The sequence below is a fragment of the Rhodococcus sp. MEB064 genome, from assembly GCF_000834565.1.
GTDB lineage: Bacteria > Actinomycetota > Actinomycetes > Mycobacteriales > Mycobacteriaceae > Rhodococcoides.
Genome location: NZ_JXQS01000002.1, coordinates 92,098 through 111,239, shown reverse-complemented (window position 1 = coordinate 111,239; position 19,142 = coordinate 92,098). Strand labels below are relative to the sequence as shown.

At 67.3% G+C, this 19,142-nt stretch carries 17 protein-coding genes; 3 read left to right on the top strand and 14 right to left on the bottom strand.

The window, feature by feature from the left end; translation table 11 throughout:
* The first annotated feature begins 13 nt into the window (after positions 1-13).
* Positions 14-298 (top strand): YciI family protein, encoded by a 285-nt coding sequence (locus RU01_RS00865; protein WP_042572601.1) that lies wholly within the window; start codon positions 14-16, stop codon positions 296-298.
* A 75-nt stretch (positions 299-373) separates the two neighbouring features.
* On the opposite strand, the gene RU01_RS00860 is transcribed toward RU01_RS00865, so the two are convergent.
* From RU01_RS00860 to RU01_RS00845, 3 genes are all read right to left on the bottom strand, one after another.
* Positions 374-1,480, bottom strand: a complete 1,107-nt coding sequence (locus tag RU01_RS00860; protein ID WP_082042784.1) for a TerC family protein — start codon at positions 1,478-1,480, stop codon at positions 374-376.
* A gap of 261 nt (positions 1,481-1,741) precedes the next feature.
* A complete protein-coding gene (locus RU01_RS00855) occupies positions 1,742-4,450 on the bottom strand; it encodes a DNA translocase FtsK (protein WP_197074646.1) in 2,709 nt (902 codons plus the stop codon).
* 70 nt (positions 4,451-4,520) lie between these two features.
* A complete protein-coding gene (locus tag RU01_RS00845) occupies positions 4,521-5,150 on the bottom strand; it encodes a TIGR03085 family metal-binding protein (RefSeq protein WP_042572599.1) in 630 nt (209 codons plus the stop codon).
* Here RU01_RS00845 and RU01_RS00840 point away from each other — a divergent pair.
* Complete coding sequence (locus tag RU01_RS00840; RefSeq protein WP_082042783.1) at positions 5,149-5,970, top strand: sulfite exporter TauE/SafE family protein; 822 nt, start codon at positions 5,149-5,151, stop codon at positions 5,968-5,970. The two genes, RU01_RS00845 and RU01_RS00840, sit on opposite strands and share 2 nt — an antisense overlap.
* A gap of 40 nt (positions 5,971-6,010) precedes the next feature.
* On the opposite strand, the gene RU01_RS00835 is transcribed toward RU01_RS00840, so the two are convergent.
* From RU01_RS00835 to RU01_RS00820, 4 genes are all read right to left on the bottom strand, one after another.
* The gene (locus tag RU01_RS00835) at positions 6,011-8,044 is read right to left on the bottom strand and encodes a ribonuclease J (RefSeq protein ID WP_042572597.1); all 2,034 of its coding nucleotides are present in this window, start codon (positions 8,042-8,044) and stop codon (positions 6,011-6,013) included.
* Positions 8,041-9,000, bottom strand: a complete 960-nt coding sequence (gene dapA, locus RU01_RS00830; protein ID WP_082042796.1) for a 4-hydroxy-tetrahydrodipicolinate synthase — start codon at positions 8,998-9,000, stop codon at positions 8,041-8,043. The genes RU01_RS00835 and dapA overlap by 4 nt, the downstream gene beginning before the upstream one ends.
* 72 nt (positions 9,001-9,072) lie before the next feature.
* Positions 9,073-9,819 (bottom strand): FAD-dependent thymidylate synthase, encoded by a 747-nt coding sequence (gene thyX, locus RU01_RS00825; RefSeq protein ID WP_042572596.1) that lies wholly within the window; start codon positions 9,817-9,819, stop codon positions 9,073-9,075.
* Positions 9,820-9,828: 9 nt separating this feature from the next.
* Positions 9,829-11,058 carry a winged helix-turn-helix domain-containing protein gene (locus RU01_RS00820; RefSeq protein WP_042572595.1) on the bottom strand — a complete coding sequence of 410 codons (1,230 nt, stop codon included), beginning with the start codon at positions 11,056-11,058 and terminating at the stop codon, positions 9,829-9,831.
* 202 nt (positions 11,059-11,260) lie between these two features.
* Between RU01_RS00820 and RU01_RS00815 the strand changes: the two genes are divergently transcribed.
* On the top strand, positions 11,261-11,914 hold the full coding sequence (locus tag RU01_RS00815; protein WP_042572712.1) for a DUF3105 domain-containing protein: 654 nt from the start codon (positions 11,261-11,263) through the stop codon (positions 11,912-11,914).
* Here RU01_RS00815 and RU01_RS00810 read toward each other — a convergent pair whose 3' ends face one another.
* The 7 genes from RU01_RS00810 to RU01_RS00780 all read right to left on the bottom strand — a co-directional run bounded on the left by RU01_RS00810 (position 11,915) and on the right by RU01_RS00780 (position 19,118).
* The gene (locus RU01_RS00810) at positions 11,915-12,367 is read right to left on the bottom strand and encodes a flavodoxin family protein (protein WP_231568547.1); all 453 of its coding nucleotides are present in this window, start codon (positions 12,365-12,367) and stop codon (positions 11,915-11,917) included.
* Positions 12,364-12,825, bottom strand: a complete 462-nt coding sequence (locus tag RU01_RS00805; protein WP_042572594.1) for a hypothetical protein — start codon at positions 12,823-12,825, stop codon at positions 12,364-12,366. Before RU01_RS00805 ends, RU01_RS00810 begins: the two co-directional genes overlap by 4 nt.
* Positions 12,822-13,583 (bottom strand): 4-hydroxy-tetrahydrodipicolinate reductase, encoded by a 762-nt coding sequence (gene dapB, locus RU01_RS00800; protein WP_442970423.1) that lies wholly within the window; start codon positions 13,581-13,583, stop codon positions 12,822-12,824. The genes RU01_RS00805 and dapB overlap by 4 nt, the downstream gene beginning before the upstream one ends.
* A gap of 37 nt (positions 13,584-13,620) precedes the next feature.
* On the bottom strand, positions 13,621-14,727 hold the full coding sequence (locus RU01_RS00795; protein WP_042572592.1) for a zinc-binding dehydrogenase: 1,107 nt from the start codon (positions 14,725-14,727) through the stop codon (positions 13,621-13,623).
* Positions 14,728-14,736: 9 nt separating this feature from the next.
* Positions 14,737-17,478, bottom strand: coding sequence for an MGH1-like glycoside hydrolase domain-containing protein (locus RU01_RS00790; RefSeq protein WP_231568546.1), 2,742 nt, complete (start codon positions 17,476-17,478; stop codon positions 14,737-14,739).
* Complete coding sequence (locus tag RU01_RS00785) at positions 17,475-18,146, bottom strand: hypothetical protein (RefSeq protein WP_042572591.1); 672 nt, start codon at positions 18,144-18,146, stop codon at positions 17,475-17,477. Before RU01_RS00785 ends, RU01_RS00790 begins: the two co-directional genes overlap by 4 nt.
* 189 nt (positions 18,147-18,335) lie before the next feature.
* Entirely contained in the window at positions 18,336-19,118 is a 783-nt protein-coding gene (locus RU01_RS00780) for an IclR family transcriptional regulator (RefSeq protein WP_042572590.1), read from the bottom strand.
* Between the last annotated feature and the right edge of the window lie 24 nt (positions 19,119-19,142).

Below are 19,142 nucleotides of genomic sequence, written 5' to 3'. Positions count from 1 at the left end.
CAGGAGAACATCGATGGCCCACTTCCTCGTCAACTACACGTACTCGTCGGCCACTGCCGAGGGACGCGACCGCGTCCGTGCCGAGCACCGCGACTGGCTGCGGGATCTGCTCGCTCGCGACGTCGTGGTGGTGGCGGGGCCGTACGCGGACGACAGCGGCGCCACCATCATCGTCAAGGGTGAGAGCGCGGACCAGGTGGGCACGCTGTTCGCCGAGGACCCGTTCGCGGTGGAGAAGCTCGTCGACGCCGTGGCGATCCAGGAGTGGAAGCCGGTGATGGGCGTCCTCGCGGAGTGACCCGAGCCCCGCACCCACCGGATACGCGAACAGCCCGGCACCTCTCGGTGCCGGGCTGTCGTCGTGTGGGACGGATCAGCGCGAGTCGCGCTCGGTGTCCGTGACACCGGTCGACGTGGTGCCGGTCGACGTGGTGCCGGTCGAGGCGGCCGTGGTGTCGTCGTCGCCGAGGACCGGGCTTCCGGTCTCGTCGCCCTTCGCCGCGGGCTTCGCATCGCCGCGGGTCTTGAGCAGGCTGGCCACGGTGGTGACGATCAGGATGCCCATGATGACACTGAGCGAGAGGCCGGTGCTGATCTCGGGCACCTTCAGGTTCTCGCCGCCGTTGATGAAGCCGAGCTCGTTCTCGTGCAGGGCGTGCAGCACCAGCTTCACACCGATGAACGCGAGGACCAGCGACAGACCGTAGGACAGGTACACCAGGCGATCGAGCAGTCCGCCGATGAGGAAATACAGCTGACGCAGACCCATCAGTGCGAACGCGTTGGCGGTGAAGACGATGTACGGCTCGGTGGTCAGGCCGTAGATGGCGGGGATCGAGTCGAGCGCGAACAGGATGTCGGTGAAGCCGATGACGACCAGGGCCAGCAGCATCGGGGTGACCACGCGCTTGCCGTCGATCTTCACCGTCAGACGATCACCGTGGTACTCGTCCGTGGTGGGGAGGATCTTCTTGGCGAACTTCATGATCTTGGTGTCCTGCTGGACCTCGTTCTCCTCCTCTTCCCCGGCTTCCTTGATGAGCTTGTAGGCCGTGTAGATGAGGAATGCACCGAAGAGGTAGAAGACCCAGCTGAAGTTGTTGATGGCCGCGGCACCGAGGGCGATGAAGCCACCGCGCATGACGAGTGCCATCACGATGCCGATGAGCAGCACCTTCTGCTGGTACTGACGCGGCACGGCGAACGTCGTCATGATGATGAGGAAGACGAACAGGTTGTCGACGCTGAGCGCCTTCTCGGTGACGTACCCGGCGAAGTACTCACCGCCGAAGGTTGCGCCGTACTGCCAGAACACGATGCCGCCGAAGATGATGGCGATCGTGATGTAGACGACGGACCACGTCGCCGATTCCTTGAAGGTGGGCTCGTGGGGCGTCTTCACGTGAGCGAAGAAGTCGAAGACGAAAAGTCCGAGAATCACCACGATGGTGACGATCCAGACTGTGGGTGAGACATTCATGTAGCAACTACCTCCGGTAGTCCATGGTTGGGCTCCGGAGGTCTCTCCCACAGTGTCGAACGGTGATGTCTCGTGACCGTCGATACTGCCGATGACCCGGATCGAGGCAGGGCTCGATCGTGCTGACGGGTCCTTCGCAAGCTGGGGATACTCCCCTCCTGTGGACAAGAGTGCCACAGCCGAGCAGCGATTTGCGCCCCCTGAAGGTAATGCACAGGTAAAACTCAGGCAGTCTGAGAGTCAATTCACATCAGACCACGATCATTCGTCCGGGTTGTCCGATTCGGCAGGATCTCCGCCCTTGATCGACCACAACAAGCCGTCCAGCTCGTCCGGCTTGACCAGAACATCACGAGCCTTCGATCCCTCGCTGGGCCCGACGACGCCTCGGGTCTCCATCAGGTCCATCAGACGGCCGGCCTTCGCGAAACCCACCCGCAGCTTGCGCTGCAACATCGACGTCGACCCGAACTGGCTGGTGACCACCAGCTCGACAGCCTGGAGCAGCACGTCGAGATCATCGCCGATGTCGGCGTCGACGTCCTTCTTCTCCGCGGCCTTCTGCGCGGTCACACCCTCCTGGTACTCCGGCTCCGCCTGGTTCTTGGCGAAGTCGACGACGGCCGTGATCTCCTCGTCGGTGATGAACGCACCCTGCAGACGGGTGGGCTTGCCGGCGCCCATCGGCAGGAACAACGCGTCACCCATGCCGATCAGCTTCTCGGCGCCCTGCTGATCCAGGATCACGCGCGAGTCGGTCAGCGACGACGTCGCGAACGCCAGGCGCGAGGGCACGTTGGTCTTGATCAGGCCCGTGACCACGTCGACCGACGGTCGCTGCGTCGCCAGAACCAGGTGGATACCGGCCGCGCGGGCCTTCTGGGTGATCCGCACGATCGCTTCCTCGACGTCGCGAGGCGCCGTCATCATCAGGTCGGCGAGCTCGTCGACGATCGCGAGGATGTACGGGTAGGGCTTGTAGACACGCTCGCTCCCGAGCGGTGCGGTGATCTCCCCCGACTTCACCTTCTTGTTGAAGTCGTCGACGTGCCGAACCCTGTTGGCCTGCATGTCCTGGTAGCGCTGCTCCATCTCCTCGACCAACCACGCCAGGGCCGCGGCGGCCTTCTTGGGCTGCGTGATGATCGGGGTGATGAGGTGCGGAATGCCCTCGTACGGCGTGAGCTCCACCATTTTCGGGTCGATCAGGATCATCCTGACCTCTTCCGGCGTCGCGCGGGCCAACAGCGACACGAGCATCGAGTTGACGAAGCTCGACTTACCCGAGCCCGTCGAGCCGGCGACCAGCAGGTGCGGCATCTTCGCCAGGTTCGCGCTGACGAAGTTGCCCTCGATGTCCTTGCCGAGGCCGATGACCAGGGGGTGATGATCCTTGCGCGTCGACGACGCGGTCAGCACGTCCGCCAGGCGCACCATCTCGCGGTCCGAGTTGGGCACCTCGATGCCCACGGCCGACTTGCCGGGGATCGGGGCGAGGAGTCGGACGTTGTCGGTGGCCACGGCGTAGGCGATGTTGCGCGCCAGGGCAGTGATCTTCTCGACCTTGACGCCGGGGCCGAGCTCGACCTCGTACCGGGTGACCGTGGGTCCACGGGTGAACCCGGTGACGGCCGCGTCGATCTTGAACTGCTCGAGAACCTCGGAGATGGCCTCGATCATCGTGTCGTTGGCCTGGCTCCGAGTCTTGGGCGGATCCCCGGCGATGAGCAGCGACAGCGACGGGAGAACATAGTCGCCGTCGACGACCCGGTCGACGACCAGCTTGTCCTCGTCCGCGGGCCTCGGCGGCGTGGCCGCGACGACCGGTGTGGGTTTCGGCTTCGGGGCCGGAGGGGGTGTCGGGGCCGGTACGGGCTTCGCCTTCGCAGCAGGCGGCGCCACGGGAACGTACTCGGTCGGCTCGTCGACCGGATAGGCAGCGTCGGGATCGACCGGAGCAGCACCTCGACGGCGCCGAGTCTTCGGCTTCTCGTCCACCGGGTATCCGTCGGCGTCGAACAGCGCCGGGTCGTAGTCGTCCCGGCTGTCATCCGAACCGTAGGAGTCGTAGGACCGGTCGTAGCCGTCGGGTGCGAACTCGTCGTCGTAACCCTCGTCATAGCGAGCGTCGTACTCGCCGTACTCGTCACCGCGGTCGCGAGTGCCGAACAGCGTCCGCAGCCGCGCGGGGATGTCGCGGACTGTCGTACCGGTGAGAAGCAGGACTCCGAACAGGATTGCGAGGAGCAGCAGCGGCACCGCCAACCACACCGTGACACCACTGCTGAGAGGTCCACCGACGACGAATCCGACGAAACCGCCGCCCGACGCGCGTCCGGTGGCGTCGTCGGGAGATCCTGCGCCCAGATGCCACAACCCGAGCATGGGAAGTCCGACGAGGACGGAACCGAGAACGAGACGTGGCCGGGTGTCCGGCTTGGGCTCGGTGCGCATCAGCGCCACGGCGACGGCGATACCGAGCAGGGGCAGAACGACGGCTGCGCTGCCGACCACGGCGCGCAGCCCGATCTCGATCCACTCTCCGACGGGCCCACCTGCGGAGAACCACAGTCCGGCCGCGACGACGACGCTCACGGCGAGAGCGCCCAGCGCGAGCCCGTCCCGACGGTGTCCGTGCTCGATGTCGGCTGCTTTGCCGACGGTGCGCGTGGTGGCTCCGAGTCCGCGGGCAGCGAGTGACCAGCCCTTGCCGATACCGCGACCCATCGAGTTCAGCGCAGCCATGCCCGGCGAGACGGACGACCGCTTGGCGGCGGGCCGCGCCCGCGTCCCCGACGAGGTGCGAGGAGACGACTGCCGGGCACCGGACTGCCGTGGCGCGGTGGGCTTGCGCGGCGTGGTGACCGTCCGCCCGCGTCCTGTCGACGTGGCACTGCTCTTGCCTGTGCCTGCCCTGGTCGATCCGGTACTCCCGGATCGGGACGCGCGCGTACTCGTCTTGCCTGCCATGACCGTCAGGCTAGTCGGTCGACACCATCAGGACCATCCGCAACACCAGTAACAAGAGCGTGCGTCGGTGTCACACGCCTCGGTCGAGACCCTTCACCGACGCGATGTCCTCTGCTTCACCGTCGAACTCCAGCACGACCGCGTCCCGCCCGAAGGCATGGAGCACCAGTTCGGCCGGTTCGCCCCGGAGCGTCACGGTCCGCGATGCCGACTTCTTGCCGAACGCTCGGCGCCGACCGTCCGGGGTCTCGACCGCGACCCTGACCGGAGCACTCCGGTAGGCGATGCGGCCGAGCAATCCCAGCAGACCCCACAGCGCACTCTGCATCTCGGGGCTCAGCTCCCGAGGGCTCGGCGCCGCGGTGCCGGCGCGCCTGATGTCCTCGTGGTGGACGAACATCTCGCCCAGGTTCACCTGCGCGTCGAGCAACTTGTACGGGGACCACACGGGAGGACCGGTGCGGACGTCGTCCACCAGCGACACCCACTCCCCCGCGGCGACACCGTCCTGGACCTTGCGTGTGTACCCGGCCAACGGCGGCAGGAAGATGCCCGGCGCGGCGTCGAGCCGTCGTTCGCGGATGACGAGGTGCGCCGCCAGATCGCGCACCGTCCAGTCGCCGCACAGTGTCGGGGCATCCGGTCCGACCTCCGCCATGGTGTCCGCGAGGTCCAGACGTTCGTCGTGTGCGAGGCTCATGAGATACGAATCTAGCGTCTGTCGTACGGTCGCCGGTGTGCCCGTGACCGAAATACTGCTCATCCTGCTGGCGGGCTTCGCCGCGGGAGGCATCAATGCCATCGTCGGATCGGGAACGCTGATCACGTTCCCCACCCTCATCGCCTTCGGGTATCCGCCGGTCACGGCGACCATGAGCAATGCCATCGGCCTCGTCGCGGGCAGCGCGTCGGGCGCCTGGGGTTATCGCCGAGAACTGCGGGGACAGTGGCCGCGCCTGCGCTGGCAACTCCCCGGTTCCCTGCTCGGTGGACTGCTGGGTGCGTGGCTCCTCCAGCATCTGCCCGAGAAGACGTTCACCGCAGTCGTTCCCGTCCTGCTCGTCCTGGCGCTGGTTCTCGTCGTCACCGGACCCCGTATCCAGGCCTGGGCCCAGAAGCGGTCGTCCTCGGAGACATCCGAGACGTCGGCGGGGCTCGGCCGCGGCCGATTCGTCCTGCTGGTCATCGGCACGTTCGCGGTCGGCGTCTACGGCGGATACTTCACCGCCGCACAGGGAATTCTGCTGATGGGCGTCATGGGCGCCCTGCTGCCGGAGAACATCCAGCGGATGAATGCCGCCAAGAATGTTCTGTCGCTCGTCGTCAACATCGTCGCCGCGGCGTCGTTCATCATCTTCGCGTCGGACCGGATCAGTTGGGCCGCAGTCGGATTGATCGCCGTGAGCTCGCTGGTCGGCGGCGCCGTCGGTGCGCGGTACGGCCGTCGCCTCTCGCCGGGAGTACTGCGTCTGTGCATCGTCGCACTGGGCCTGATCGGCCTGTACAACCTGCTCGCCTGACGCGGCCTCCGATGATTCGGAGGCCGCGTCAGCGGGTGGATCAGCCTTGATTGACCTCGATGACGGTGGGCACGATCATCGGCTTGCGGCGGTACTTGTCCGCGACCCAGCGACCGACGATGCGACGCACGGACTGTGCGACGCGATGCGTGTCCCGGACACCGTCGTTGGCGAGGCGCACAACTTCCGCCTCGACCAGCTTCGCAGCCTCCTCGAGCGCGCCGGGGTCGTCGGAGAACCCGCGACCCGACACCTCGGGGGTGCCCACCGAGCGACCGGTGGCGCTGTCGATGGCCATCGTGATGGCGATGAAGCCGCCCTCACCCAGGACCAGTCGATCCGACAGAGTCGAGTCGCCCACGTCACCGACGGACAACCCGTCGACGTAGACGTGTCCGACCGGCACCTGACCGACGATCTCGGCGAGACCGTCGACCATGTCGACGACGACGCCGTCCTCGGCCAGCACGACGCGCTCCTCCGGGACACCGGTGGAGATCGCCAGGGCGGCATTGGCACGCAGGTGCCGCCACTCGCCGTGGACGGGCATCGCATTGGTCGGACGCACCGCGTTGTAGAGGTAGAGGAGCTCGCCCGCCGACGCGTGGCCGGACACGTGCACCTTGGCACTCTGCTGCGTGACCACCTTGGCGCCACGCTTGGCCAGCCCGTTGACGACGGCGAACACGGAGTTCTCGTTGCCGGGAATGAGCGAGGACGCCAGGACGACGAGATCGTCGGCGCGGATGTTGATCTGACGGTGCTCACCGCGGGCCATGCGGGACAGAGCCGACAGCGGCTCACCCTGCGAACCCGTGGACACGAGCACCAGCTTGTCGTCCGCGAGCTTCGTCGCGGTGTCCATGTCGACCTCGACACCGGACGGGACGGTCAGGTAGCCGAGCTCCTGCGCGATGGCCATGTTGCGCACCATCGAGCGACCGACGAACGCGACCTTGCGGTTGTAGCGGTGCGCGACGTCGATGACCTGCTGGATGCGGTGGACATGGCTGGCGAACGACGCCACGATGACGCGGTTCTTCGCCTTGCCGATGACGGTGTCGAGGACTCCGCCGATCTCACGCTCGGGTGTGACGAACCCCGGCACCTCGGCGTTGGTGGAGTCGACCAGGAACAGGTCGACGCCCTCGTCGCCCAGACGCGAGAAGCCTCCGAGGTCGGTCAGGCGACCGTCGAGCGGCAGCTGATCGAGCTTGATGTCGCCGGTGTGCAGCACGACGCCGGCGTCGGTACGGATCGCGACGGCGAGCGCATCGGGGATCGAGTGGTTGACCGCGAAGTACTCGAGCTCGAACGGTCCGTGGTCGGTGCTCTCGCCCTCGCGGACCTCGACCAGCTTCGGCTTCTGGCGGTGCTCACGGCATTTCGCAGCGAGCAGCGCGAGCGTGAACTTCGACCCGATGACCGGGATGTCGGGGCGAAGGCGCAGCAGGAACGGCACGGCACCGATGTGGTCCTCGTGGCCGTGCGTGAGAACCAGGGCGACGACGTCGTCCATCCGGTTCTCGATGTGGCGGAAGTCCGGGAGGATCAGGTCGACGCCGGGCTGGGCGTCCTCGGGGAACAGCACGCCGCAGTCGACGATGAGCAGCTTGCCCTGGAACTCGAAGACGGTCATGTTGCGACCGATCTCGCCGATACCGCCGAGTGCGACGACGCGGAGGCCGTTCTTCGGCGCCTTCGGCGGAGCGCCGAGGCGCTGCGTCTTGTCGACGGCGGTGCGGGCGTCGGGTCGCTGGATCGCCGACGAGCTCTGCGGGGTGCGCGGAGGCCGTGAGCGAGGCCCGCGTCCACCGCGGCCACCGGACTGGTTACCGCCGCCCGACTGGTTGCCACCGTTGGACTGGTTGCCGCCGCCGGACTGACGGCCCTTGGGGGCGTCGGACTTCGGGGCGCGGTCGGTCTGCGGTGCCTTCTCGGCTCGTGCCGCGGGCGCCGCGGGGGCGTCGGCTACGGGGGGCGGAGTCTTGGGTGCCTTCGGCGCCTCGGGAGGCGCCTCGACGGGAGGTCCGGCGCTGCGTGTGGCACTGCGCCGCCTGGGCGGACGGGTCATGTGAGAACTCCTGCACGGTGGAGATCGGCTGCGAGAGCATCGATCTGATCGGTGGACGGTGGAACTTGCGGAAGACGGGGGTCGCCGACGTCGATGCCCAGCAGGCGCAGGCCCGCTTTGGAACCCGTGACGCCGCCGAGTCGGGCGAACGAGCGCACGATCGGAAGCAGGCTGACATTGATGGCCTGCGCGGCGGCGATGTCGCCGGCGGTCCAGGCGGCATGAAGGTCGCGCAGCTTGCCCGGCACGAGATGGCCGATGACGCTGACGAATCCGACGGCGCCCACGGACAACCACGGGAGGTTGAGCGGGTCGTCGCCGGAGAAGTATTCGAGGCCGGTGGACGCGATCAGCTCGGCGCCCGCGGCGAGATCGCCCTTGGCGTCCTTGACGGCCAGGATGTTGCGGTGCTCCGCCAAGCGGCGCAGCGTTTCCGTCTCGATGGGAACGACGGAGCGGGGCGGAATGTCGTAGAGCATCACCGGCAGATCAGTGGCGTCCGCGACGGCGACGAAGTGGGCGTACAGGCCGGCCTGGGGTGGGCGTGAGTAGTACGGGGTCACGACGAGGAGGCCGTGAGCGCCCGCATCCGCGGCGGCCCGAGCGAGCTGGATGCTGTGCGCGGTGTCGTTGGTGCCGGCGCCGGCCACGATGCGGGCCCTGTCCCCCACGGCCGCGACGACCGCACGCAGGAGGTCCGCCTTCTCGCGATCGGTGGTGGTGGGCGATTCACCCGTCGTGCCGGAGATGACGAGGCTGTCGCAGCCACTCGACACGAGATGCGACGCCAAGGACACCGAGGTGTCGATGTCGAGGGCGCCGTCCGGGGTGAACGGAGTCACCATCGCGACGGACACCGCTCCGAACGGCGAGGGCGCCGTCGTCGTCTGCTTCTGCCGTGCGGGGTCGACAGTCTCCGCAGTGCCGACAGTCCTCGCGGTGTCACCGATGGTCATGGTCAGGAAGGTTACCCGGTCCGATTCGGACCATCGGACCCCCACGACGCTGCCGACTCGTCGGGCGCGCCGTCATTCTCCGGGGTACGAGCTCCGCGCCACTTCGGTGCCGTCGGGCAGAGTCTCGATCTCGAAGTCCGCGAAGACGTCGGGAGCGACATCCTTCAGGCGTCGCAAGCACTCGACCGCGAGGCGACGGATCTCGAGATCGGCGTGCTCGGACGCCCTCATGACGACGAAATGCCGCCAGGACCGGTAATTGCCCGTCATCACCAGACGCGTCTCGACGGCGTTGGGAAGCACCGACCGCGCAGCCTGACGCGCTTGCTTGCCCGCCACGACGGCGGGCGCGTCGGGACCGCTCACCTTCTCCAGCGCGGTCAACAACGCGTCGTACGCGGCACGGGAACTGTCGGTCGCATTCTGGAACAAGTCACTCAGCGTCGGGTCGGCTTCGAGAGCCGGGGGAACGACCATCCGCGCGTCGCGTTCGGACACCGACCGTTGCGAGAGCTGCGAGAATGAGAAGTGCCGGTGCCGGATCAGTTCGTGACTGCACGAGCGGGAGATACCGGTGACGTAGACGCTGGCGGACGCGTGTTCGAGCACCGAGTAGTTGCCGACGGCCAGCAGATGGTTGAGGTACCCGGCGTTGGTCGCGGTGCGCGGATTGGGCTTCGACCAGCTCTGGTAGCAGGCACGGCCGGCGAATTCGACCAGGGCCTGTCCCCCGTCGGCGTCGGTCTCCCACGGCACGTCCGGTGGCGGCACGAACGAGGTGGCGGCGATCAGCCGAACGGACAGCGGAGCATTCTGCACCCCCGAAGACTATTCGCTCGCGTGAGCGAGATCGGACGCGAGATCCCCCCGATCGCCGACGACGACATCGTCGACACCCAGCCAGTCCGCCATCTCACGTATCGACGCCGCGAGGGCCGCCGTGACCTCGGCGCGCCTGCCTCGGGCGTCGACGGACGGTTCGGAGAAGGCACCCGGAACGGTGAGGACTCCGGCGGCGCGGTCGACCCGGATGTCCACACGCCCGACGAGTTCGTCGTTCAGCAGGAACGGGAAGACGTAGTACCCGTACGTTCTCTTCGGCTCGGGCGTGTAGATCTCGATGCGGTAGTGGAAATCGAAGAGCCGTTCGGTGCGGGGTCGCCCGAAGATCAACGGGTCGAACGGGCACAGCAGAGCAGCCGTCTCGACCGACCGCGGTACCCGGGTGTCGCGGTGCAGGTAGGCCTGATCCCGCCAGCCGGTCACCGTGGCGGGCACGAGGACACCCGCGTCCACCAGATCGGCGACGGCACGGGTGGTCTGCACCGACGACAGGCGATAGTGATCGCGCAGGTCCGGCGCAGTGGCGACGCCCATCGCCTCGGCCGACTTCTCGACGAGCTGTCGGACGGCATCCACCTCGTCCACCCGCCGCCCCACGACGTCGGCCGGCAGCACTCGCTCGGCGAGGTCGTACAGCCTCGTGAACCGCTCCCGCCGCGGTACGGACAACACACCGCCGGCGAACAGTTGCTCGCACACCACCTTGACGTCGCTGTGGTCCCACCACGGACCCTTCGGACCCGGTCGACGACGGTCCAACAACTCCTCGAGGCCTCGTGCGGTCACGGGCCCCTGGTCGCGGATCGCGTCCAGCACCTCGTCCACCAGCCCGGGGTTACGCTCGGCCACCCGGGCAGCGCCGCCCCACCGGCCGTGCTCGTACTGGTCCATCCGCCACCGCATCAGCGGCCAGTCCGCAACGGGGAGGAACGCTGCCTCGTGTGCCCAGTACTCGACGAGCAGTCGCGGTGATCGCGCCGTGTCCGTCCACGCCGCGTCGTCCAGTGCCTGCCGGTCATAGGGTCCGATCCGACTGAAGACCGGCGCATAGTGCGCGCGCACCGCCGCGGACACCGAATCGATCTGCAGGAGCTTCGTCGAGCGCACGACACCCGCCACCGCTCGCCTCCCCGACACCGCGCCGGACCGCGGGCGACCGAATCCCTGTGCAGCGACGGCTGTACGACGTGCCGCGGCGGCGGACAGCTCACGCATCGGGAACGGCCCTCTCGCAGCAGGTCTTCACCGTCAGGACGGTACCCGTGACAGAGGTCGCTGCTGGATCGCTCGGTGGTGTTCCTGCTCCTCTCACACCGGATATCGACGGAAACCCGCGGTGTTCGGGCGCGAGGGGAGCAAAAACACCACTCACCGGCTGAACGGCAGGGTCGTCCGGCCGGACGGATACTCTCGGGTCATGCATCGGTCGAGGCTCGTTCCCCTGATCCTGTCGGCCGCTCTTCTCGGCGCGGCCTGCGGATCGACGATCGAGGGGCGCCCCACGGCCGGCGAGTGGGTGCCCACCGCCGAGAATCCCGACCCGTCCCTCGCCCTGGACGGTATCGAGGTGGTGCAATATCCGCCCGCCTTTCACGCGCTCGCGAACTACCGTGTGGCGTACAACTATTCACCCCCGATGGGCGGCCGGCACGACGCCGCGTGGGCCACTTGTACCGGGATCGTGTACCCGGAACCCGTGCGGACGGAGAACATGGTCCACTCGCTCGAGCACGGCGCCGTCTGGATCGCCTACGACCCCGACGCTCTCGACGACCAGCAGGTCGCGGCACTCGCCGACAGGGTCGACGGCGCGCCTTACACGATGCTGTCGCCGTATCCGGGCATGGACCGCACCATCTCGCTGCAGTCCTGGGGACACCGATTGGCCGTGGACAGCGCGGACGACGAGCGCATCGACCAGTTCATCTCGGCACTTCGTCTGAACCCGAACACGTTCCCGGAACCCGGCGCTACGTGCGCGACACTGCCCTCCACGTTCGACACGCTGAACCCGCCGCCGTTCGTCGAAGGCCCGCCGGATCCCGCGTCGCCGCTGACCCTTCCGGAATGATCAGGCAGGCATGATCGTCGCCGCGAGGGTGCCGCCGAGGTCGACGAGCCGCTCTCGAGACGTCGCATCGAACGCCGTCAGGTCGACGGGGGCAGCGGCCTGCTCGAGACCCCAGCCGCTCACGATGGATGTCAGCGCCCGCACCGCGCCCACCGTGTCGTTGTTCCCGTAGACCCAAGCGCCCCAGGGTTTCCCGTCGACGGCGCCCAGTGTCGGGTAGTAGACGGAATCCAGGAAATGCTTCAGTGCACCGGACATGTAGCCGAAGTTGGCCGGCGTACCGAACAGGAACGCGTCGGCATCGAGGACGTCACCGACGGTCGCCCCGAGCGCCGGGCGGACTCGAACGTCGACTCCGTCGATCTCGGGATCCCGCGCCCCGGCCAGGACCGCCTCGAGCATCTCGTGCATCGGCGGCGAGACCGTATGGTGCACCACCAGGAGCAGCGTCACGCGCTCTCGGCGCGCTCGAGTTCGACAGCGCGGCGCATGGTTTCGCGAGCACGCCCACGGTCTCCCGCGTAGTCGTAGGCACGGGCCAGCCGGTACGAGTTACGCCAGTCGTCCGGCGCCTTCTCGTACTCGGCCTTGACGTCCGCGAACAACGCATCGGCAGCTGCGCGTTCGATCCGGCCGGACGGACGGCGAGGAAGATCCTCCACGTCCAGCTCGAGGTTCTCCTCGTGGATGCGTCGCGCGAGATGCTGGTGCCGTAACCCGGCTCGGAGCGTGGCCACGACGATCCAGATTCCCAGCAGCGGCAGGATCAGCACACCGATACCGAGGCCGATGTTGACCGGACCACCGAGCTGGATGAAGTCGAAACCGCGACTTCCGAGAATGACGAAGTAGACACCGAGTACGACGACCATCACCACGATGATCGCCACCACGCGCGAATACTTGCTCATGCCGACCCGAGATCCATCAGCGGTTCGATGCCCAGCGTCAGACCGGGTCGGGACCCGATTGCCCGAACTCCCAGCAGCACACCGGGAGTAAAGGACGTGCGGTCGATGGAGTCGTGCCGGATGGTCAGTGTCTCGCCCTGCGTACCCAGCAGCACTTCCTGGTGCGCGACCAATCCCGCCAGCCTGACCGAGTGCACGCGCACCCCGTCCACATCGGCACCGCGCGCCCCGTCGAGCTCGGTGCTGGTCGCATCGGGGCTCGGTCCCACGCCGGCCGCCGCGCGCGCCTCGGCGATCAGCGCCGCCGTGCGATACGCCGTGCCGGACGGTGCGTCCGCCTTGTTCGGGTGATGGAGTTCGATGACCTCGACGGAGTCGAAGAACCGCGCGGCCTGCTGCGCGAACGCCATGGACAGAACGGCACCGATGGCGAAGTTCGGGGCGATCAGCACACCGGTCGTCGGAGACTCTGCGAGCCACCCGCGCACACGATCCAGACGCTCGTCGTCGAAACCGGTGGTTCCGACGACAGCGTGGATACCGGCCCCGACGAGATACTGGAGGTTGTCCATGACGACGTCCGGATGCGTGAAGTCGACGACCACCTGCGCACCGTTCTCCGCGAACGTCTCCAGCCGGTCACCCTTGTCGACGCGAGCGACCAGCTCGGTGTCCGGCGCGGCCTCGACGGCGTCGCACACCGCCTGTCCCACCTTGCCGGCTGCGCCGAGCACTCCGACGCGAATTGCCTCTGTCACCGTCAACATCCTCCACTTCGAACTGTCGCAGGACAGCCTAGTGGTCGAACTCGATGACCTGACGTATCGCCTTGCCGTCGGCCAACTCGTCCATGCCCTCGTTGATGTCGTCGAGAGTGATACGCGAGGACACGAGCTTCTCCACCGGGAATCGTCCTTCGCGCCACATCTGCTCGTAGGTCGGGATGTCGCGCTCGGGAACGGCCGACCCCAGGTAGCTGCCGATGATGGTTCGCGCCTCGGCGACGAGCGTCAGTGGCGAGATCGACGCGCGGGCGTCGGGAGACGGGAGCCCGACGGTGACGGTGGTGCCTCCGGGTGCCGTCGCTGCCAGCGCCGTCTCGAACGCGCGCGCATTGCCCGCCGCTTCCACCACGATCTGCGCCTTCACGCCGGACTCGAGCAGTTCCTGCGGTGTGTAGACCGCCGTGGCCCCCAGATCACGCGCCATGTCGAGCTTGTCGGGCATGGAGTCGACGCCGATCACGTCGCCGAGCCCCAACGACGCCGCGGTCAGGATCGCTGCCATACCGACGCCGCCCAGCCCGACCACCATGATCGTGTCCCCGCTCGTCGGGGACGCGGCGTTCAGCACGGCGCCTCCGCCGGTGAGAACCGCGCATCCCAGCACGGCAGCGACCGCGGGGGGAACATCGGCGCCCACCGGGACGACGGATCGACGATCGACCACCGTGTGCGTCGCGAACCCCGAGACCCCGAGGTGGTGCTTGACCTCGGTGCCGTCCCGCGTCAGTCGGACGTCGCCGTTCAGCAGGGTGCCGGCGTTGTTCGCCGCACTGCCCGGTACGCACGGTGTGCGCCCGTCGGACAGGCATCCGGCGCACTCACCGCAGCGCGGCAGGAACGTCATGACGACGCGCGTGCCGATCTCCAGATCGACTCCGGCGCCGACTTCCTCGACGATGCCGGCGGCCTCGTGCCCCAACAGCATCGGTACGGGCCGTACCCGGTTCCCGTCGACGACGGACAGGTCCGAGTGGCACAACCCGGCAGCTTCGATCCGCACGAGGATCTCTCCCTCGCCCGGCGGGTCGAGGTCCAGTTCGGACACGGTCAGAGGACGGGATTCGGCGAACGGACGCTGACGACCGATCTCCTCGAGGACGGCACCGCGAATCTTCATACCGTCACGTTAACCCGGCGGCGTCGGCGGCCTCGGCACTCTGGGATTGAGAAGATGCGCTACCAGCGCCGTCCACCCGGTCTGGTGACTGGCGCCGAGTCCCTCACCGGTGTCCCCGTCGAAGTATTCGCTGAACGTCGGATGCTGCGACCACAACGGATCGTCGGTCGATTCGATACGGCCACCGTCCGACGGTCGACCGGGTGACGTGCCCGTCCCGGCGCGGAACAGGTCGGCCAGTCCGCCCTCGATGATCGCGGCGGCCTCGACCAGCGTGTGCTGCTTCCCGGAGCCGGTGGGAATCTCGATGGTGAACGTGTCGCCGAAGTACCGGCCGTAGGCCCGAAGTTTGTCGGCGAGCAGCACGTTCACCGGGAACCACACCGGCCCACGCCAATTGGAGTTCCCGCCGAACATCGAGGTTCGGGACTCCCCGGGTTCGTACTCGATGGACAACGATCGTCCGTCGACGTCCATGCTCACGCCGTCGCGGTACGACGCGGACAGGGAGCGGATACCGAACGAGGACAGGAACTCCTCCGAGTCGAACATGCGCTCGAGGATGCGGCGCAGCCTGTCCGGGTCGACGAGGGCCAGCAACATGCGCCATGTCCCGTTGTCGTTGCGCGACATCATCGGTGAGACCAGATCGGGGCGGCGATGCTGCAGCCAGCGCAGCCGGGACGTCAGGTCCGGGCATTCCTTCGGCACCCACGACGGGATCTCCGTGGCACCCAGGATCGGCAGCAGTCCCACCATCGACCGCACGCGCAGCGGCACCGCGTCACCGTGGGGCGGGGCGAGTACGTCGTAGAAGAAGCCGTCCTCCTCGTGCCACAGCGACATCTGCGCGGAGCCGAACGATCCCACGGCCTCGGCGATGGAGAGGAAGTGTGCGAAGAACTTGGTGGCGACGTCGTCCCACGCGGAGTCGTAGCGGGCAAGCTCGATCGCGATCTTGAACATCTGCTGGCAGTAGAAGGCCATCCAGCTGGTGGCGTCCGACTGTTCCAACCGGAACCCGGGAGGCAAGGGTTCGGAACGGTTGAACATTCCGATGTTGTCCATTCCGAGGAATCCGCCCTCGAAGATGTTGGAACCCCCGGCATCCTTGCGGTTGACCCACCACGAGAAGTTCAGCAGCAGTTTGGTGAAGACTCGTACCAGGAACTCTCGATCACGGTGCCCGTCGATGCGGTAGACCTGCCACACCGCCCACGCGTGCACGGGCGGGTTGACGTCACCGAACTCCCATTCGTACGCCGGCAGTTGGCCGTTGGGATGCATCGCCCACTCACGACACATCAGGACCAACTGCTCCTTGGCGAAGTCCGGGTCGACGTGCGCGAGGGGAATGGTGTGGAACGCCAGGTCCCACGCGGCGAACCACGGGTACTCCCATTCGTCCGGCATCGAGACGACGTCCGCGAGCGAGAAATGCGACCACGCATGGTTACGCGCCGATGCGTCCAGTCGCGATCCCGGCGCCGGCGCTCCCACCGGGTCTCCCTGCGCCCACTCCCGAACGTCGTACCGGTAGAGCTGTTTACACCACAGCAGGCCCGCGTAGGCCCGTCGCGCGACGTGCCGGTCCTCGTCGGACAGGTCGGGGCCGATCACGTGGTCGTAGAACTGGTCTGCCTCCTGCGCACGGTCGGCGAGCACCGCGTCGTACCCGGGTCCGAAGGTGAACGAGTCGGGAAGGGTCGTGCCCAGTCGCAGCTTGATCCGACGCGTCTCACCCGGCTCGATGTCGTCGAGGGAATACCAGAAGGCGCACTTGGTGCCGGTGCCGTCGGGATTGACGGCCGACTCGTCGCCGTCGACGATGCGTCGACCGATGCCGTCCTTGGTGTACTCCGACAGGTTCTTCTCGGCGCCGAACAGATCGACCGCATTGGTCTCGTTGTCGCAGAACAGAACTCGTGGCGTGCCCTCGGCCGCGAGGTGGTACCGGCCGAGGAAACCGTGGTCGGCACGGACGGCCGCCAGGTGCCCGGGGATGCTGTCCTGCGTGATATCGACGATCGACGCCGTCCGGTCGTCGCGACCCCAGGACCATGTGTTGCGCAGCCAGAGGTGCGGTACGACGTCCACCGACGCCGCGTCCGGCCCGTGGTTGGTGACGTCGATGACGATGCAGACGTCCTCCGGCGACGCCTTGGCGTAGGTGATGGAGACGTCGAAGAACCGGTTCTCGTCCAGGATGCCGGTGTCGGCCAGTTCGAATTCCCGCTCCAGACGACTGCGGGCGAGGCTTCGTTCCCGCAGTTCGTCGTACGGGTACTCGGCCTGCGGGTAGCGGTAGAGCCACGACATCCAGCTGTGGGTAGGTGTCCCGTCGACGGCCCACCAGTACTCCTTGGCGTCCTCGCCGTGGTTGCCCTCACCGTTGGTGAGTCCGAACAGCCGTTCCTTGAGTATCGGGTCGCGACGGTTCCAGAGCGCCACCGAGAAGTTCAGGAACCCGAACCGGTCGCAAATTCCGCCGAGTCCGTCCTCACCCCAGCGGTAGGCACGCGACCGGGCGTGATCGAAGGGGAACGACTCCCAGGCGTTGCCGTCCTCGGAGTAGTCCTCCCGCACGGTCCCCCACTGTCGACCCGCGAGGTACGGCCCCCAGATGCGCCACGCACCCTGGGCTCCGGGCGACTCCGCCAATCGGGAGTGCTCCACCGTCGGATGACGAGGTGGATCGGTCGGCGACGTTGCGACGTCTGGTGCGTTGAACGGTGGAGCGGCGTCGGTCACCGCAACAGTGTGCCCCCACCGGTGCCGTCGTGCATCGCGCCGACCGTGGAGCCGGTGACGAGACCGGCGACGAGGGAGACGAATCCCGCGATCGTGGACGCCGGACGCGACATGTCGTATCCGGTTCCCGGCGCGAGGCCCACGCGCATCCCGAGGTCGGTGGCAGCGAGCATCAGCTCCTCCTGCGTGACCGTCACACGACCGGACGTTCCCGGTCCGATCACGACGAGAGCGGGACGCCAGCTGTCGAGGGCGGTGGGGCTGCCTCCTTCGGTCATTCCGCGGTCCCATTCGGGCGACTCCCACCAGACGCCGTCATCCGTAGCGGACGGTACGGGTGTGTCCTCGAACATGACCGATGCTGCGGGCACCGCGCCGGCTGCCGCGACGAGAGCATTCCTTGCGACTAGAGGAAGATCACCGTCGACGGCGAACAGTGGGTGCCCGGACGCGAGGACGCCGATCATCGAGATGACCGAGTCGACGCTTCCGTCCGAGACGACGGCCAAGGGAGCCCGACCGATGCGGTCGGGCGAATGTGCTCGGACGAGTGCAGCGCCCCGCTGACGCGCGGACACGGCCAGCTCCCCGTACGTGATGGAATCGGTGTCGGATACGAACGCCACCGACGATCCCGCCGAGCGGGCGATGCGATCGATCGCGGCCATGATCGAGACCCGGCCGACTGCGGTTGTTTGCTGCCCGGCGCGGACCTGCACCACGGCAGACGAAGCATTTGAAGCGGACATAGGGAACACCACCCACTGCCGAACCGGTCGGCGATCAGGTCAAGGACTCCGTAAGCGTACCGGAAGTATGTTTCTGCCCGGTTCACGCGTCGGAAACCTTGTTACGGCTCACGAAGAGCCTGCATACCCCAATCGACGGCTGATATCCTTCGCCGCGGTCATGGCATCCGCTGCCACCGCGGCGAAATCTTCCGGTTCCAGTCGATAGGCCGGACCGGACACGCTGAGCGCGGCGACCACTGTTCCGGTGTGGTCCCGAACAGGGGCGGACACGGCGTTGAGCCCCACCTCGAGTTCCTCGCGCACCGACGACCATCCGACCTCGCGAACGGCCGCCAGCTCCGCTTCGAGGGCCGACAACGACGTCACCGTCGTGTCCGTGAACGACTCCAGTCGTGTCGGGAGGCGATCGCGACGATCGTCCGCCGCCAGCTCGCTCAGCAGAATCTTGCCGCTCGACGTGGCGTGGACAGGGCTTCCCTGACCGACCCAGGTGCGCAGTGCCACTTCGGACTCGGATCTCGCCTTCACGATGTTCACCGCGCGATCACCGTCGAGAACGGCAAGGTTGGTCGTCTCCCCGACCTTCTCGGCGAGTCGGTCACAGATGTCCTGCGACGCCTTCGACAGGTCTCTCTCGGCGGTGGCCGAACCCGCGAGGCGCACGATCGAGAACCCGAGTCGGAACTTGCCCCGCTCGCCGACCTGCTCGACGTACCCACGGGCGTCGAGGACGCCGACCAGGCGGGACACGGTCGATTTGTGCACCCCGAGTTCGTCGGCGATGGCCGTGACACCGGCGCTTCCGTGACGGGCGATGATCTCGAGAACCTCGAGCGCTCGATCCACCGACTGGACGGCACTCTTACCGGGATCGCTCGTCTTTGCCATGATGGTGTCCGATTCTATCGTCTG

Coding starts and splice junctions, on each gene's coding strand:
- RU01_RS00780 (WP_042572590.1), bottom strand. CDS start 19,118: ATGGCAAAGACGAGCGATCCCGGTAAGAGTGCCGTCCAGTCGGTGGAT.
- RU01_RS00820 (WP_042572595.1), bottom strand. CDS start 11,058: ATGCGTGAGCTGTCCGCCGCCGCGGCACGTCGTACAGCCGTCGCTGCA.
- dapA (WP_082042796.1), bottom strand. CDS start 9,000: ATGACCATCGGTGACACCGCGAGGACTGTCGGCACTGCGGAGACTGTC.
- RU01_RS00815 (WP_042572712.1), top strand. CDS start 11,261: ATGCATCGGTCGAGGCTCGTTCCCCTGATCCTGTCGGCCGCTCTTCTC.
- RU01_RS00860 (WP_082042784.1), bottom strand. CDS start 1,480: ATGAATGTCTCACCCACAGTCTGGATCGTCACCATCGTGGTGATTCTC.
- RU01_RS00840 (WP_082042783.1), top strand. CDS start 5,149: ATGAGATACGAATCTAGCGTCTGTCGTACGGTCGCCGGTGTGCCCGTG.
- RU01_RS00865 (WP_042572601.1), top strand. CDS start 14: ATGGCCCACTTCCTCGTCAACTACACGTACTCGTCGGCCACTGCCGAG.
- RU01_RS00855 (WP_197074646.1), bottom strand. CDS start 4,450: ATGGCAGGCAAGACGAGTACGCGCGCGTCCCGATCCGGGAGTACCGGA.
- RU01_RS00845 (WP_042572599.1), bottom strand. CDS start 5,150: ATGAGCCTCGCACACGACGAACGTCTGGACCTCGCGGACACCATGGCG.
- RU01_RS00805 (WP_042572594.1), bottom strand. CDS start 12,825: ATGAGCAAGTATTCGCGCGTGGTGGCGATCATCGTGGTGATGGTCGTC.
- RU01_RS00795 (WP_042572592.1), bottom strand. CDS start 14,727: ATGAAGATTCGCGGTGCCGTCCTCGAGGAGATCGGTCGTCAGCGTCCG.
- RU01_RS00835 (WP_042572597.1), bottom strand. CDS start 8,044: ATGACCCGTCCGCCCAGGCGGCGCAGTGCCACACGCAGCGCCGGACCT.
- RU01_RS00785 (WP_042572591.1), bottom strand. CDS start 18,146: ATGGCCGCGATCGATCGCATCGCCCGCTCGGCGGGATCGTCGGTGGCG.